We start from the raw sequence: 16,816 nt of genomic DNA on the forward strand, positions 1-16,816 counted from the left end.
AAAGCGAAAATAAGAACAATAGAGACGGTATGCGAATGAAAAAGGGGCAACTGCTCTCATATTACTTGTAAAACACGGGCCAACGCCTATTTTTGTCAATACCCCATCCTGTAACCATTTATAATTACCTCATGCTAAGCCGCGTTGCCAACTCTGTTTACTGGATGCATCGCTACATTGAGCGGGCCGAAAACTATGCCCGGTTTATGAGCGTCAATTTTAATCTTGCCCTCGACCTGCCGCCCAATGTCGATCAACAGTGGCAACCGCTGCTGATTGCCACCGCCGACGATAAATTGTTTGCCAAGTATTACGATGAGCCTACCCGCGAGAATGTCATTCAGTTTATGACCTTCGACAAGCGCAATCCCAATTCGATTGTCGCCTGTTTGAGTTATGCCCGCGAGAACGCCCGCACCATTCGTGAGGCTATTTCTAAAGAGATGTGGGAACACCTCAACCAGTTTTACCTCATGGTGCGTGATACGGCCCCTAAACAACAGTGGGGCCAAAGTCAGACGCAGAGCTTCTTCACCGAAATCAGAAACGGTACACAGCTTTTTTACGGCATCATCGACGCTACCATCACCCGCAACGAGGCCTGGCACTTTGGGCGCTTAGGTCGTTTTCTGGAGCGGGCCGATAAAACATCGCGCTTTCTGGATGTGAAGTATTTTACCCTCCTGCCCGAAGCCGACGCTGTTGGATCGACGCTCGATCTGATGATCTGGTCGGCGGTGCTCAAGTCAGTCAGTGCTTATAATATGCACCGGCAGCAATACCGATCGCTGACACCGTCGAGCATTGTCGAGTTTCTGATTCTGGACAAGATGTTTCCCCGGGCGGCCGCTCACTGTATCCGGCAGGCCGAACTGTCGCTTTACGAGATTTCGGGTAATAACATCACCAGCGGTTTCGGCAATACGGCCGAGCGGACACTCAGTAAGCTCCGTACCGATATCGAGTTTACCGAAACGAGGGATATTTTCAAAGCCGGGCTACACCAGTACCTCGATACGTTCCAGACCCGTACCAACGAAGCGGGGGCGGCTATCTTTGAAACTTACTTCGATCTGAAACCGGTAGACGCCTAAACCAGCAAAAAAGGATAAAGGGTGAACGAGCAGCACAATCCAGCCGCTCGTTCACCCTTTATCCTTTTTTTACCTAGTAGAAAATCGGGAACGTCAGGGCTACATACGCCATGCCTGCCCGATTCCGAAAGCGGTTGTTGTCGGCAATAACATCCCGGTTCTGAACCGTCACCTCGGTGGTCAGCCATTGGTAGCCGACTTTAACCGCCAGGCGCTGGCTAACGTGAACACGGGCGTATACTTCGGTCGTGAGTGTACCCATGTCGTTGTCGCCTAGCAGCCGCAGGTTCAGGTGGCTTGGACGAGCCCGCTGGGATATGTTGGCTCCTGTGAAAGGCGTCGTCTGCACAGTAGCATTCTGTACCGTATCTGTGTCAAAGGCTCCCGTCGATGATCTGTAGCGGGCGGTACGCCGGCGGCCGAGTGTTAGCCCCAGCAGATCGGCACTTGCTCCCAACTCTACCCGCCCCAGATTTACCTGAGCCCGAACGCCAATATTCAGCGAGGTCATGGTCACATAATCGAACCGGACGGTGTCGATGTTATTGTCGATCAGCGGCCCTGATAAGGCTCCGAAGCCAGTTTTGCCACGCGTCAGGCGGGCGGGTGCGGTGTAGTAATTGATGTTGTCGCCATAAAAAGCACCAAGTTTGGCTGTCCACCCCAGCGAAACCAGCTTGTGTTCACCAATATTGATCAACTGATAGTACCCCAGGGATGGATTGTAATTATTTTTCGAATAAGCCATCCCCACCTCGTAACCGCTACTGAGCCGGTTCGATACCGGCGATTGGGCAAAACTATAAACGGAAGAGAAAGTCAGTAACGCGATAAGTAGTTTCTTCATGCAATGGAGCAGCCTGTTTTGGCGGGCAAAGATAGCGGGAAAGGGAGGACGGAGAAAGGGAGGACCAGGGAAGGGGTATACATTATACCGCTTTTCTCCGTCCTCCCTTTCGCCAATCAGCTCTTTTTTCGTTTAAGCGCCCACTTTAAGCACCACAGCGCCCAGGGGTGGGATGTTTAACTGAATCGACTGAGGGCGGCCCTGCCAGGCAGTTTGTTCGCTCTCGATAGGGGTGCCATTCATTACGCCACTTCCGTAGAACTCGGTGGCGTCGCTGTTGAAAATTTCACAATAGCTCCCTGCTGACGGAACACCAATGCGGTAGTTACTGCGGGGAATAGGGGTCATATTCAGTACAATGAGCAATGTATCGTTTGGGTCGTTTCCTTTGCGGGCATAACTAACGATACTGTTCTCGCGGTCGGCCGTGTCAATCCACTCAAAACCGTCGGCCGTAAAGGTTCGCTCATACATAGCCGGTTCGGTTCTGTACAAGTGGTTGAGGGATTTTACGCAGGCAGCCGTGCCTTTATGAGGAGCGTGTTGCAGTAGATGCCAGTCCAGACTGTCATCAAATTTCCATTCCGAGGTCTGGCCAAACTCCCCGCCCATGAACAGCAGTTTCGTACCGGAATGGGTGAACATATAACTGAACAGCAGGCGCAGGTTGGCAAACCGCTGCCATTCATCGCCCGGCATTTTCTCGACCAGCGATTTCTTACCATAGACCACTTCATCGTGCGACAGCGGCAGCATGAAGTTCTCCGTATACGCGTAAACCGTACTGAAGGTCAGGTTGTCCTGGTGAAATTTGCGGAAAGCCGGGTCACGCTCGAAGTACCGCAGCGTATCGTTCATCCAGCCCATCATCCACTTCATACCAAAACCAAGCCCCCCTACATAAACGGGTCTCGACACACCCGGAAACGAAGTCGACTCTTCAGCAATAACCTGAGTATCGGGGAATTGAGCGTAAATGGCTTCGTTGATTTCTTTGAACAGCGATACGGCTTCGAGGTTTTCGCGACCACCCAGGGCATTCGGTTCCCACTCGCCGGCGTTACGCGAGTAGTCCAGATAGAGCATGGATGCTACGGCATCTACCCGCAAGCCATCTACGTGACAACGATCGAGCCAGAACATGGCGTTCGAAATCAGGAAGGAGCGTACTTCGGGGCGGCCGTAGTTGAAAATATAACTTTTCCAGTCGGGGTGGTAGCCCCGGCGCGGGTCCGGGTGTTCGTAGAGATGCGAACCGTCAAACTCATACAGGCCGTGGGCGTCGCCCGGGAAGTGGGAGGGAACCCAGTCCAGGATAACGCCAACCCCCGCCTGATGCAGGCGTTCAATGAGTTGCATAAACTCCTGCGGAGTGCCAAACCGGCTGCTGGGCGCGTAGTAGCCCGTGATCTGGTAGCCCCATGACGGCGCATACGGGTATTGCATAACCGGCATGAACTCGACGTGGGTGAAGCCCATATCCTGAATATACGGTACGAGCGCATCGGCAATTTCGCCGTAGCTGAGTTCGCGCTCCGGATTGCCTGGATCACGTCGCCACGACGAGAGGTGCATCTCGTAGGCCGAGAACGGGGCGTTCAGGGCGTTTTTGGCTTTCCGGTTGGCCATCCAGTCCTGGTCCTGCCATTCGTGGTAGGTATCCCAGATGAGCGACGCGGTTTTAGGTGGAACTTCCCAGGAGTGAGCATATGGGTCTCCTTTTTCAACCTCACGGCCCCCTTCGTGAACAATAAAATATTTATACGTTTCGCCCCGGCCAATATGAGGAATGAAGGTTTCCCAGATACCCGATGAATCCCAGCGCACGCTCATAGGCGCACTGCCTTTATCCCAGCCGTTGAAGTTGCCGATGACCGCAACATAACGGGCAGAAGGGGCCCAGACGGCGAAGTAAGTGCCAATGACGCCGTTATGTTCAACGACATGAGAGCCAAATTTTTCGTATAGCTTCTGATGTTTTCCAGCCCGGAACAGATGAACGTCGAAGTCGGAAAAACGGGAATATATCGGATTTGCCTGCTGCGTCGCCGGATCGACTTCGGGAGTGGTTCGGGGCTGCCCGGTAACAGATGGTTGAACTACTGGTTCAATTTCGGCCGGTAACGGCGTGGTTTTGCGTTTTGCCATTGGTTAAGTGAATCGGTTACAGGGTTGAACCCGATCAATGCTGGAAAGTTAAAAAAAAACCGGTAGGCCCTTGCATTCCAGTCCGCAAGCGGGTGAAATGTGTTGATACAGGACAGCCATTGCCGGCGGTTCTTTATCGCCTGCTTTACCGTATGGCCTGACCTGTCGTCCCAAATGTTTTCTCGATTTGCTGGCGCATGAGCTGGACGTAACGCGTAGGGAATAAGCGCGTTAGCCACTCGATTTGATACGCATCGGTCCCAATCAGCACCCGGGCTTTCTGCTGACGGATGCCCGCTATAATTTGCCGGGCTGCTTCCTCGGGTGTCGTTCTGGCTACCCTGGCGAAGCTGGCTGCTCCCTGGCGGTGCATGGATCGGCTCACGAAACCACTGCTGCCAAGGCGGGCATTGGCCGCAATATTGGTTTTGATACCCCCCGGATGTACACACGTTACCCGAATCCTGGTATCCATCAATTCCATGCGCAAGACATCACTGAATCCCCGAACCCCGAATTTGGCGGTACAATACGCTGACTGGTGCATAACGCCCGCCAGCCCAAAAACGCTGGATAGGTTGACGATATGACTGCCCGGACCACCGTCCCGATCCCGGTCCAGCATGTACGGTAGAAAAGCCTTCGTCATTCGGATTACCCCCCAGAGGTTAATGTTGAGCAACCAGTCAAAATCGTCCAGACTTGTTTCCGAAAAGGGGCCGCTCCCTAACGCCACGCCCGCATTATTGATGAGCACGAGCCGGGTATTGGCTAATGTCGGAATGGTTTTGTCGGCAAAACTCCGGATGGCTTCGGCATCGGCCACATCCAGGCGGGCAGTCGTAACGTTTCCCGAAGCCAGCTGTTTTGTCTCTGCCAGCCCGGTTTCGTTCACATCCGTTGCAATGACGTGCGCGCCCTCGGCCGCTGCCTGAGACGTGAGCTGGCGACCAATGCCGGAGCCAGCCCCGGTAATGATGACGGTGGTGTTCTGGAAAAGATTCATACCGGAAAAGATGAATGTTACGGAGTAAAGATAATGTCCGGTAATGTAGAGATTGCTTTTCACAAATGCCCGTAACGGGTACCCTCAATTTTTCTGCAACAACCCGGTTTGTAGCATGGGAACGTCGGACGGACCATCGCTATCGCTCAGGCGGATTTTTTCGATTTCGCGGATCACGTCGATAATACCTTTGAGAGGAATCTTCACCCAGGAGGGTCGGTAACTGATTTCATAACCCAGTTCGTAGACCGCTTTTTCGAGCAGATAGATCAGTAGCAGAAAGTTGGTTTCATTATTATTCCTGAATAGCGGATGCGGTGTACCGAAGACGTCGAAATAAGCATTCAGGAAGGTGTCCCGGATGAGGTAAAACCATCGGTCCGACACCCGCTGTAAATGATCGGGGTCGAGTTCTTCCGTTTCGGCCGAGTTAAAGAGCTTAGCCGAAACAGCGTAGTGATACGACCGGATCATGCCCGCTACATCTTTAAGGGGCGAGTGTTTGATCTTACGCTCACTAATGCTGGACTCTGGCTCACCCTCAAAATCAATAATGATGAAGTCATCCTCGTTGTTCTCATTCTTTACTGCCAGGACCTGCCCGAGGTGATAGTCGCCGTGAATACGGATACGCATCGAATCGATGGAACGCGTGCGGAAGTCGGCGATAAACGTCTCAATCATTTCCCGGGCTTCCATAAACACCCAGGCCAGCCGCTGTGCCTGTGGATCGAGTTTCGTGTAGTTGTCGATCAGCAATGTATACCGGCGTTCCAGCAAATCTTCGAAGCGCTGGATCAGGAAATCACGGTACTCAGGGGTGAACGATTCAGGGGCAAAATCCGGGTTAGAGGGTATACCGTCCCGGATAGGTTTGTACAGGGCACAGTGCATTTCACCTGTCCGTCTGGCGAGCAGTTCAACCTTTTCGAAGACGTCTTCCCGGATTGAAAAAATACGTTGCGGAACGGCATACAGGAAATCGTTGAGGTAGTCGCCCGTTTGTGCCCACGAATCTCTGTCATTGGAAACCATTCGTTGCATCATGCCAAGTGTTACGTCGGTAGACCCCTGCTTCCAGACAATGCTGCCGCCGAAAGCCGGTATATTGTCGAAGCTGCTCTCGTCGGTTAAAAAGGCTACCATATCCACCTCCGGATTTGTCTCGCTGAACAACTTTCTATAAAGCTTCAGGAAATATTTATCGCCGAACGTCATTGCCGAATTGCTCGAATCGACAGGCAATACCTGCGAATGAAGTCTGTCGTCATTGTCGAGCCCATTACCGCGATGGAAGGTAAGCTGACCGTTGGCCTGCGCTATGGTCTGATTTTGCTGAATACCGCCAAACAAGGCTTGCCGGAAGCGCTCATCGTAAATGGCGTCGATAAGGGTTCCTACCCGCCCGCCCAGCGTCGCGTCGCCTATGCGGCCCTTTTCAGGAACGTCGGCCAGACGAAAGGGCAGGGTCCGCGATGCCCGATCGCTAACAAACGAAAGGGGCAATAAATACTGTTCGGGTAAGCCGTTGGCATAGCTGGCTTCCAGAATGAGCAGATAAGCTACATCTCCATCGCTCAACGGCACTACATGTACAGTCTGAATGGCGAAACCAGTTTGAGGACGGGCTTTCCCGGCAAACCACCGGCAGGTATTGACGTAGGGAGGAAGTACTGTCTGGGCCAGGGAGGACCAGAAACCGGAATTGTTGATCGCATCGGACCAGGTAACAGACGAAACAAAAGGCTGATCTGTAGGCATGAATGGCAGTCGGTTAAAGGATAGGCAGCATTTTGGGTTACCTTAAAGTCGCCTTTTCCTTTTATGAGTCAAAAATTTCTTGAATATACACTATAGTATACCATGACAGTGCTGACAAAAATCGGCTTAGGCCAGGCAAGGTGCTGGGTAGTAAACACTAAAAAACCAGTTTCGGCCCGATGAAACTGGTTTTGATTCGAATAAGGCCCCGTTCAGGTAATTGTCTACCTGGGGCAGAGAGACGAGCGACTACGCTGTTTCCCGCCCATTTCAGGGGCAGCAGCCTGGACAGGTCAAAAAAAAGCCGGCCCGATCTGATCGGTCCGGCTGGTAATGGCGTGCTGAGCCGCTACTCATTGATTGCAGAAAGTTCAGTTTGAATAACACGGTTGAGGGCGGCTGGCTGCCTGGTCTTGAGCGAAACGGTCTGACGGGTTACTTGAACACCGTTGGTGATTTCGAGCACATAATCACCATCAACCAACTCGTCCAGATTTAGACGAATGCGGAATGATTCTTCTTTCTTGCCAACGCGCTGCGTATACAGGAGTACACCATTGGTTGTTTTCAATTGAATATCGACAGCCCCACCAACTTGTTTGTCGAGCGCAATATTGAGTTTGCTGTTGCCGGAGGTGTATATGCCGGTTTTGAAGGTTGCCGCTGTTGGACGACCAGGTTTGGCTTCGCTAACCGAGAGAGCGACAAAACTTAGCGAAAAAGCCAGGAGCAGGGATTTGGTGAGCGTTTTCATGATACTTGGTTTTTTTGTTTGAGTGACTAGTTAGACCCGGGTTATTCCCGATTGGTGAAACAAAGATATAGGCTACAGCTGGTACTATGCATTACAAAGTACTAGAACGGTCGAATGTCGGGATGAGCGGATAAAGGGCGTTGTATCGATCATAAGTGAGCTGAATTTCTGACGCTGAACGATATCACTTCAGGGTGTAACTTGCACCTGTAAGCGCTCAATCAGCTGAATTTGACCATGATCATTGAATCGTCTGCTCTAACCCATCGTGTTCCGCACGTGTTCAAGCCCTTTACGCATCTGGTTGCGGCCGAAAGTACCCGGCATGGGGGGGTGAGCCAACCGCCCTTCTCTTCGCTTAACCTTGGTATCAACACCGATGACGAAGCCAGTCATGTCGACGAAAACCGACGCCGGTTTTTCAAGGCTTTAACAGCCGACACGTTCGGGTTTGCGTCTTCCTATCAGGTTCACGGTACTGACGTTTTACACACAACGGAGTCTGGCCGGTTCACTGGGTATGATGCGCTCATCACCAGTCGGCCGGGTCTCCTGGTTGGCGTAACCGTAGCTGACTGTGTGCCTATCCTGATCTATGACCACGAGCACCAGGCGGTGGCGGCCGTTCATGCGGGTTGGCGCGGCACGGTGGGGGGTATCGTCACCAAAACGCTGTTGGCTATGCAGCAGCAGTTCGGGACAACGGGGAAACAGTGTTATGTTTATGTGGGTACGTGCATTGACGAAACGACATTTGAAGTCGGCGACGAGGTGGCGAGTCAGTTTCCGCCAGCTTTCGTGCAGACTGACCCCGGTAGACAGGTAACCTGCGCCAATCTTAAAGCGGCCAACGTAAGCCTGTTAGCTGCCTTTGGTATTCCTGCCGCACAGATCGACGTGTCAGCTTTCTCGACGGTACTAAACAATGATGAGTATTTTTCTTACCGGGCCGAACAGGGGAAAACCGGGCGGATGCTGGCCGTTATTGGTATAGGCGCTTAAACAAAAAGGGAAGGAGCGGAGTTATGTTCCTGTTTCTCAAATATATCTCTCACTCAACGCATTTATTAAAACTATGGGTATCCTGTATTCAATCCTCGTCGGTGGTATTGCTGGTTTTCTGGCTGACCTCGTATTTAAACGGTTTTCTTTCTCGCTGATCGTCCAGATTCTGCTGGGTATTTTAGGCGGGTTCATTGGCGGCTACATCTTTGGCCGCGATGGTGGAATCATCGATCAGATTGTGACCGCCTTCGTTGGCGCTGTTATTGTGCTTGGTATTGCTGCTCTGATCAAAGGGTCACGCAAAACAATATAAATAAAGGGAGTAAAGGGAGGAGGGGGACGAAAGGGAAAAAGGATTGCTGTCGCGCTAGTCCTTCCTCCCTTTCGTCCCCCTCCTCCCTTTACTCCCTTTTTTCTTCCCTTTCCTCCCTTTATTTCAGTATCTGCCGCGAGATAACCAGTTTCTGGATTTCACTGGTGCCTTCGCCAATAGTACAGAGTTTGGCGTCGCGGTAGAACTTCTCAACCGGAAAATCTTTGGTATAACCGTAGCCACCAAAAATCTGGACGGCCTCGTTCGCTACCCGTACCGCTGTTTCTGATGCGAACAGTTTCGCCATTGCCGATTCTTTCGTAACCGACTTGCCTTCGTTTTTCAAATCGGCTGCCTGATAGGTAAGCAGTTTGGCGGCTTCAATATCCGTTGCCATATCGGCTAGTTTAAAGCCAATAGCCTGAAAGTTAGCAATGGGCTGGCCGAACTGTTCACGTTCTTTGGCGTAGGCCAGCGCTGCATCGTAGGCTCCGTAAGCAATGCCCAGGCTTAGGGCTGCGATGGAAATTCGCCCACCATCGAGTATTTTCAGCGACTGCACAAACCCATCGCCCACTTCGCCCAGCCGTTGGCTGTCCGACAGGCGGCAGTCCTGGAAAAGCATCTCGGCGGTTTCTGACGCCCGCATCCCTAATTTATCCTCTTTGCGCCCTCCTGAGAAACCGGGGGTTCCGCGTTCGACAATGAAGGCTGTGGCATTGCGCGACGTATTGGGTTCGCCCGTACGGGCGATGACTACGGCAACGTTACCGCTGCGACCGTGGGTAATAAAGTTTTTAGCACCATTAAGCACCCATTCGTCTCCCTCTCTAACGGCTGTAGTACGCATATTGCCTGCGTCCGACCCCGTATTGGGTTCGGTAAGCCCCCACGCGCCCAGCCATTCGCCTGTAGCCAGCCGGGGCAGGTACAGTTGTTTCTGGGCCTCATTGCCAAACATCAAAATCTGGTTGGTGCAGAGTGAATTGTGGGCAGCCATCGATAAACCCACAGACCCATCGACCCGTGATAGCTCCACAATAGCGGCCACATACTCACGGTAGCCCAAACCGGCTCCGCCATATAGTTCCGGCACCAGCATGCCCATCAGGCCCTGATCCCCTAACTGACGAAACAGATCGGCGGGAAAATACTGGTCTTCGTCCCATTTTCGAATGTTCGGGCGAATTAATCGCTCGCTCAAATCGCGTACCGATTGTACAATAAGTTGTGAAACGTCTGCCCTCTCATCACCGGCGCTTACTTGGTTTTCTACAATTTCACTGGTCATTCTGGTTACTGTTTACTTGTGTAGTTTATTGATGAATTTATATCCATAATGGACAAATGCAATATCTTCTTATATAACCACAATTCGACCAAAACGGATGCCCTATGGCCGGAAATTAGTATGAAAAAAAAGGATGATCTTTATAATGAGTGTTTTGATGACAACTAACGCCGGTTTTGTAACTTTTTTTGTCAGATACCGGATTTTGACGACGCCCGTAACAACTTAGCTACCGGTGAGTCATTAAAGGGGCGAATTGAGTGATGTGTTAGGAGAAAACTCCTATTTTTGCGATAGTCCGGAGCAGAGTGGATTATTATCGATCGTAGAATTTTAACTTCTTTTTATATACGCCTATGAAATTGGCAGTCGTCGGTACAGGATATGTAGGTCTTGTTACGGGTACTTGTTTTGCAGAGACGGGTAACCAGGTTACGTGCGTTGATATTGACGAGCGTAAAGTTGAAAAACTCAATAACGGCATCGTGCCCATTTACGAGCCAGGTCTCGAAACCTTGTTTCACCGGAATGTTGAAGAAGGTCGCCTGACGTTCACCACTAATCTGGAAGAAGGCATCAAAGGAGCGGAAGTTATCTTCCTTGCCCTGCCAACCCCTCCGGGCGAGGATGGATCGGCCGACCTGAAATATATTCTGAAGGTAGCCAGCGACCTTGGTCCAATCCTGAACCAGTATGCTGTGATCGTCGACAAGAGCACGGTTCCCGTTGGAACGGCCGAAAAAGTTCATGCCCACATTGCCGACAATGCCAAAGTGGACTTCGATGTTGTCTCCAACCCCGAATTTCTCCGGGAAGGTGTGGCCGTCGAAGATTTCATGAAGCCTGACCGTGTCGTGATCGGTACGAAATCAGATCGTGCGAAAGGGGTAATGAACCGCTTGTATGCTCCGCTGGTTCGGCAGGGCAACCCCGTTATTTTTATGGATGAGCGTTCGGCTGAAATGACCAAATATGCGGCTAACGCGTTTCTGGCCACGAAAATCACGTTCATGAACGAAGTTGCCAACCTGTGCGAACGAGTTGGGGCCAACGTCGATGATATCCGCCGGGGAATCGGTACCGATAGCCGCATTGGTAAGCGCTTTCTGTTTGCCGGTATCGGCTATGGTGGCAGCTGTTTTCCTAAGGACGTACAGGCCCTGGCTAAAACGGCCCAGGATTTCGACTACGACTTCAAGGTGCTCAAGTCGGTTATGGAAGTCAACTACCGTCAGAAAACAATGATGATTCCGCAGATACTGGCGCATTTTGGCGGCAATCTGAAAGGGAAAACCATTGCTGTCTGGGGACTGGCCTTCAAGCCGTACACGGATGATATTCGGGAAGCACCAGCGCTTGACAATATCAAGGCGCTCGTGGAAGCCGGTGCGAAGGTAACCGTCTACGACCCCGAAGCGATGGACAACGTGCGGAATCAGATTGGCAATACCGTAGCCTACGCCCATACGCAGTATGCTGCGCTCGATGATGCCGATGCCCTGTTTATCATTACTGAGTGGCCGCTGTTCCGTACACCTGATTTCGATAAAATGAATCTGCTGATGAAAGGCCGCGTTATCTTTGACGGACGTAACGTCTACGAAACGGAGCAGATGCGCGATATGGGGTATACCTATTACAGCGTTGGCCGTGAGGCTATCAAGGTGCCTGTTGAGCAGCCTGTTAAATAAGTAAACCTGCACGTAAAAAGGATACCGATCGTTGACCCATGTAGTCCGTTTACCTCTGGGTAAATTACACGACATGGGTCAACATACCGTCAAACATATGAAACGAGTACTCATTACCGGCGGGGCCGGGTTTTTAGGATCGCACCTGTGCGACCGGTTTATTAAAGAAGGGTATCACGTGATGGCTATGGATAACCTCATCACGGGCGATGTTCGCAATATCGAGCACCTGTTCCACCTGCCGAATTTTGAGTTCTACCACCATGACGTATCCAAGTACATCCACGTGCCGGGTGAACTGGACTACATCCTGCATTTTGCTTCGCCAGCCAGTCCGATCGACTACCTGAAAATTCCGATTCAGACCCTTAAAGTGGGGTCGCTGGGTATCCATAACTGCCTGGGTCTGGCGCGTGTGAAAGGGGCGCGTGTGCTGATCGCATCCACCTCTGAAGTGTACGGCGACCCAACCGTTCACCCGCAAACAGAAGAATACTGGGGTAACGTGAATCCCGTTGGACCGCGTGGCGTTTATGACGAAGCCAAGCGCTTTCAGGAAGCCATGACAATGGCTTATCATACATACCACGGCCTGGAAACGCGTATTGTTCGGATTTTTAACACCTACGGACCACGAATGCGCCTGAACGACGGCCGTGTGTTGCCGGCTTTCATTGGCCAGGCACTCCGGGGCGAAGACCTGACGGTTTTTGGCGACGGTAGCCAGACGCGTTCGTTCTGCTACGTCGATGACCTGGTTGAAGGAATTTACCGGTTGCTGCTGAGCGACCACGCCTACCCGGTAAACGTTGGCAATCCGTCGGAGATCACGATCAAAGAATTCGGTGAGGAGATTATCAAACTGACGGGTACATCGCAGCAGTTGGTCTTCAGGGACCTGCCTACCGACGATCCCAAGCAGCGTCAGCCCGATATTACCAAAGCAAAAGCAATTTTGGGTTGGGAGCCGAAGGTGTCGCGCGAGGAAGGTCTTCGGATTACCTACGAATACTTTAAGAGCCTGCCCGAAGAGGAGCTTTACAAAGCCGCTTACCACCGGGAGTTTGCCAAGATTTAATAAAGTTGCCGGTAGTATGATTTGTAAAACCGGCTTACCTTTACAGAGGTAACTGCCTTGCGCCGTTGCCTTTAGCTGTCTTCTAAAAACCTGCGAACTGTATTGTACGCAGGTTTTTTGTTTGTTAGCCGACCATAAGTGATGGTCGGCTAACAACCGGTTAACTCAGCCGATCTTTAAAACTTTCGTAGCCATACGTCCGGATCAATTCAAACCGGTCGTCGGTTGTCAACATACCAATGGCTGGCAGATTGACCCCATTGAACGTCGTCGTTTTTACCATCGTATAGTGGATCATATCGTCGAAGACGAGCGTATCGCCAATTTCCAATGGCTTGTCGAACGAGTAATCGCCCATAAAATCACCGGCAAGGCAGGTCATACCACCTAACCGGTAGGTAGGTTTGCCTGCTACCGGTTCGTGATAGGCAGAAAGAATGCGTGGTTTGTAGGGCATCTCAAGTGTATCGGGCATATGGGCCGCGAAGGAGGTGTCCAGAATTGCTACGTCGATTCCCTGGCTGTTGAGCACGTCGAGTACCGTGGAAACCAGTACGCCCGTTTGCCAGGCAATGGCCGAGCCAGGCTCCATAATTATATCGACGTTATATTTCTCGCGGAATGCCCTGAGCAGACCAATCAGGTGCTGGGTGTCGTAGCCTTCGCGGGTCATGAGGTGGCCTCCGCCGAGGTTTACCCATTTTGCCTGATGGAGCAATTCTCCAAACCGGCTTTCGAGCGCGTCGAGCGTGCGTTCCAGCGTAAACGAGTCATTTTCGCAGAGGGTGTGGAAGTGAATACCGTCCAGTCCATCCGGTAATTGATCGGGCAGTTGATCGCGGGTGGCACCCAGGCGGGAACCCGGCACACAGGGATTGTACATGTCGGTGGCCACTTCCGAATATTGCGGATTGACCCGGATGCCGCAACTGACAGTTGATGCCGGTACGTGTTCGTCGCTGTTTGCCGCCAGTTGATGTTGGTTGTACTGCGCCACACGTCCGCTGAAGCGTTCCCACTGACTCCAGGAATTGAACGTCAAGTGACTGCTGCGCTGAAGTACCTCATCGAAATCCTGATCCTGATAGGCCGGGATGTAGGTATGCGCTTTTACATCCATGTATTCGTTGACGAGCTTTATTTCGTTGAGTGAACTGGCGGTTGCTCCGCTCAGGTACTCACGAACGATGGGAAAGGCGCTGTACATCGAGAAGCCTTTCAGCGCCAGAATGATGGTCACTCCGGCTGTTTTCTGCACCGAGTCGATCAATTCGAGGTTTCGGCGAAGCTTGGCTTCTTCCAGCACGAAGCAGGGGGATGGAATCGTATCCAGATGCGGCTGTAAGGTCATATTCATACCACAAAGGTAAGCAAACTAATGCCTGCTCTGTCGCGGGTAGTTCGGTGGATAATCGATCCCGAACAGAATTGGCAGGATGAATAAGTAAGGATAACCACTACCAGGGGCTACGCCCACTGGCAGGGTTATCTGCTCGCCCTGCCAGTGGGCGTAGCCCCCGGTAGTGGCAGGGTTGATGGGTTAATTTCACTTACTGTATTCTATTCCAGTGTGAAGGAGATGGGTAGGTTGTATTTTACCCGTACCGCCCGGCCCGACTGCTTGCCAGGTCGCCAGTTGGGCATCTTCCGAATTACCCGAACGGCTTCTTCATCGCAGCCGAAACCAATACCTTTCAGCACCTGGATATCGGTCAGGCTACCGTCTGTGTTGACAACGAAGCTCAGGAACACCTTACCTGATACACCCGCGCTGGCGGCTGCCCGTGGATAGTTCAGACTCCTGCTCAAAAAGGTGCGTAGCGCGTCCAGGCCGCCAGGGTATTGGGGTTCCTGCTCAACAGCGACGAACACATCCTCCGTTCGGGGCGCTACCTCAAGCGCTTTCTCATCGGCCGTTGCCGCACTGGCCTCGGGTGGAGCAATGACGTCAACATCGCCCGTACCGTCGGCGGTTAGCGGTCCGGAGGTTGCATCCTGAAGATCGTCGGTAGTGGGTGGCAGGGCATCCTCGACCACATCAGCTTCGGGCATGACAATAGGCACCAGGTTCCGCACGGTATTGACCGCCGGTGCCTGCTCAACAGGGGGTAGGGGGCGTTCGGCTGGCGGTTCTGTCAGCTCGATGATGTCGGCCTGTACCATAATGTCTGTATTGGCCAGCTGATCGCCCGGCCAGATCCTGCTGTACAAAGTTGGTGCGTACAGGCCTGCCAGAAATAAACCGACGCCCAGTCCCAGTGCAAGGGTGAGCGTCGGTCGGTAATGCTGGCGCAGGTTAAAGGCACCATAAGCCCGGTTGCGGGATTGAAAAATGATTTCGTCGTAGGTCAGCGCTACCGTATTGGACGAGTTGGGGTTGAGCATGGTACCGGATGTTTATCAGTGTACCGGGTAGATGCCTACGTCAACTCAATTCCACAAAACGATCTGTGGCTTGTTCCCTCTTTTCACGAAATCGCCGTAACACCTATACCGGATATTCGTGCGGCAGGGGTATATCGATGCGCTCCTGAACGGGTAAGCCCTGCTTGTTCATCTGCTCGATAAATGGATCGGGGTCAAGCTCTTCGCAGTTCCAGACACCGGGTTTCATCCAGACACCGGTCAGAATGAGCATCGCGCCAATCATGGCCGGGACTCCCGTTGTGTAGCTTACCGCCTGTCCGCGCACCTCACGGTAGGTTTCGGCATGATCGCAGTTATTCCAGATAAAATAGGTCCGGTCGGCACCGTCCTTCATTCCTTTGATCTGACAGCCGATACTCGTCTGGCCGGTGTAATTCTCCCCAAGACTTTCGGGGGCTGGTAACACCGCCTTCAGAAATTCGAGTGGGATAACATTCATACCCTGAAACGGTACCGGATCGATGCGGGTCATACCCACATTTTGCAGTACTTCGAGGTGGGTCAGGTAGGCCTGTCCGAAGGTCATCCAAAACCGCGCCCGCTTTAGAGTCGGAAAGTTTTTGACCAGCGATTCCAGTTCTTCGTGATAAAGAACATAGGATTCCCGCTCACCGATCTCCGGGTATTCAATGGCTTTATGGATGCTCATGGCCGGTATCTCGATCCACTCCCCGTTCTCCCAGTAACGACCGGGCTGGGTAATCTCGCGAATGTTGATCTCGGGGTTGAAGTTGGTCGCAAATGCTTTGCCGTGGTTGCCGGCATTGCAGTCGACGATATCCAGGTAGTCCATCCGGTCGAAATGATGCTTATTGGCGTAGGCGGTAAACACCTGTGTAGCACCGGGATCGAAACCACAGCCAAGCAAAGCCATCAATCCTGCTTTTTCGAAACGCTCTTTATAAGCCCATTGCCAACTGTATTCAAATTTAGCAACGTCTTTGGGCTCGTAGTTGGCCGTGTCCATATAATGTACACCGGCTTCCAGACAAGCGTCCATGATGGGCAAATCCTGATAAGGCAGGGCTACATTGATAACGAGCGTTGGCTCGAAAGACCGAATCAGCGCTACCATTTCGGGCACCACGTCGGCATCGACCTGCGCCGTTTGAATGGTCACCCCGTGCATTTCCTGAATCTCGGTTGCAATCCGGTCACATTTTGCCTTTGTGCGGCTGGCCAGCATAATCGTGGTGAAGACGGTACTGTTCATCGCACATTTGTGCGCCACGACGCTTCCTACGCCACCTGCTCCAATAATGAGCACATTTGCCATGTAGTTCGTTTTTATAGTTCAAAAAATAACCTGGCTGCAAAGATAGACAAAGTCAGGAAGCCGCTAAAAATATGGCGTAAACCGGAATCAGCCAGAAAACCGCTTAAATGGAACACGCAAGCTCA

Annotated in this window: 14 protein-coding genes; 5 read left to right on the top strand and 9 right to left on the bottom strand. The window is 52.1% G+C overall.

What is annotated here, in order from left to right; translation table 11 throughout:
• Positions 1–131 precede the first annotated feature (131 nt).
• Complete coding sequence (locus tag FH603_RS20775) at positions 132–1,094, top strand: alpha-E domain-containing protein (RefSeq protein WP_186739624.1); 963 nt, start codon at positions 132–134, stop codon at positions 1,092–1,094.
• A 73-nt stretch (positions 1,095–1,167) separates the two neighbouring features.
• Here FH603_RS20775 and FH603_RS20780 read toward each other — a convergent pair whose 3' ends face one another.
• The 5 genes from FH603_RS20780 to FH603_RS20800 all read right to left on the bottom strand — a co-directional run bounded on the left by FH603_RS20780 (position 1,168) and on the right by FH603_RS20800 (position 7,610).
• Entirely contained in the window at positions 1,168–1,941 is a 774-nt protein-coding gene (locus FH603_RS20780; RefSeq protein ID WP_186739625.1) for a hypothetical protein, read from the bottom strand.
• 132 nt (positions 1,942–2,073) lie between these two features.
• Positions 2,074–4,089, bottom strand: a complete 2,016-nt coding sequence (gene glgB / locus FH603_RS20785; RefSeq protein ID WP_186739626.1) for a 1,4-alpha-glucan branching protein GlgB — start codon at positions 4,087–4,089, stop codon at positions 2,074–2,076.
• Positions 4,090–4,234: 145 nt separating this feature from the next.
• Positions 4,235–5,095, bottom strand: coding sequence for an SDR family NAD(P)-dependent oxidoreductase (locus FH603_RS20790; protein WP_186739627.1), 861 nt, complete (start codon positions 5,093–5,095; stop codon positions 4,235–4,237).
• An 84-nt stretch (positions 5,096–5,179) separates the two neighbouring features.
• Positions 5,180–6,856 carry a putative maltokinase gene (locus FH603_RS20795; RefSeq protein ID WP_186739628.1) on the bottom strand — a complete coding sequence of 559 codons (1,677 nt, stop codon included), beginning with the start codon at positions 6,854–6,856 and terminating at the stop codon, positions 5,180–5,182.
• Between the two features lie 349 nt (positions 6,857–7,205).
• Positions 7,206–7,610 carry a hypothetical protein gene (locus FH603_RS20800; protein WP_186739629.1) on the bottom strand — a complete coding sequence of 135 codons (405 nt, stop codon included), beginning with the start codon at positions 7,608–7,610 and terminating at the stop codon, positions 7,206–7,208.
• Positions 7,611–7,847: 237 nt separating this feature from the next.
• Here FH603_RS20800 and pgeF point away from each other — a divergent pair, with 237 nt between their 5' ends.
• A complete protein-coding gene (pgeF, locus tag FH603_RS20805; protein WP_186739630.1) occupies positions 7,848–8,612 on the top strand; it encodes a peptidoglycan editing factor PgeF in 765 nt (254 codons plus the stop codon).
• Positions 8,613–8,685: 73 nt separating this feature from the next.
• Positions 8,686–8,928 carry a GlsB/YeaQ/YmgE family stress response membrane protein gene (locus FH603_RS20810; RefSeq protein ID WP_186739631.1) on the top strand — a complete coding sequence of 81 codons (243 nt, stop codon included), beginning with the start codon at positions 8,686–8,688 and terminating at the stop codon, positions 8,926–8,928.
• Positions 8,929–9,046: 118 nt separating this feature from the next.
• Here FH603_RS20810 and FH603_RS20815 read toward each other — a convergent pair whose 3' ends face one another.
• Positions 9,047–10,219: an acyl-CoA dehydrogenase family protein gene (locus FH603_RS20815; RefSeq protein ID WP_186739632.1), complete on the bottom strand. Its 1,173-nt coding sequence runs from the start codon at positions 10,217–10,219 to the stop codon at positions 9,047–9,049.
• Positions 10,220–10,575: 356 nt separating this feature from the next.
• Here FH603_RS20815 and FH603_RS20820 point away from each other — a divergent pair, with 356 nt between their 5' ends.
• Both FH603_RS20820 and FH603_RS20825 read left to right on the top strand, forming a co-directional pair.
• Positions 10,576–11,910: a UDP-glucose dehydrogenase family protein gene (locus FH603_RS20820; protein ID WP_186739633.1), complete on the top strand. Its 1,335-nt coding sequence runs from the start codon at positions 10,576–10,578 to the stop codon at positions 11,908–11,910.
• 97 nt (positions 11,911–12,007) lie between these two features.
• Positions 12,008–12,988, top strand: coding sequence for a UDP-glucuronic acid decarboxylase family protein (locus FH603_RS20825; protein WP_186739634.1), 981 nt, complete (start codon positions 12,008–12,010; stop codon positions 12,986–12,988).
• Between the two features lie 160 nt (positions 12,989–13,148).
• Here the strand turns inward: FH603_RS20825 and nspC are convergent, their stop codons facing one another.
• The 3 genes from nspC to FH603_RS20840 all read right to left on the bottom strand — a co-directional run bounded on the left by nspC (position 13,149) and on the right by FH603_RS20840 (position 16,691).
• Positions 13,149–14,345 carry a carboxynorspermidine decarboxylase gene (nspC, locus tag FH603_RS20830; RefSeq protein WP_186739635.1) on the bottom strand — a complete coding sequence of 399 codons (1,197 nt, stop codon included), beginning with the start codon at positions 14,343–14,345 and terminating at the stop codon, positions 13,149–13,151.
• A 203-nt stretch (positions 14,346–14,548) separates the two neighbouring features.
• On the bottom strand, positions 14,549–15,373 hold the full coding sequence (locus FH603_RS20835) for an energy transducer TonB (RefSeq protein WP_186739636.1): 825 nt from the start codon (positions 15,371–15,373) through the stop codon (positions 14,549–14,551).
• Positions 15,374–15,476: 103 nt separating this feature from the next.
• Positions 15,477–16,691 carry a saccharopine dehydrogenase family protein gene (locus tag FH603_RS20840; RefSeq protein ID WP_186739637.1) on the bottom strand — a complete coding sequence of 405 codons (1,215 nt, stop codon included), beginning with the start codon at positions 16,689–16,691 and terminating at the stop codon, positions 15,477–15,479.
• Between the last annotated feature and the right edge of the window lie 125 nt (positions 16,692–16,816).

Source organism: Spirosoma utsteinense, assembly GCF_014282275.1.
In the GTDB taxonomy this organism is placed as follows: domain Bacteria; phylum Bacteroidota; class Bacteroidia; order Cytophagales; family Spirosomataceae; genus Spirosoma; species Spirosoma utsteinense.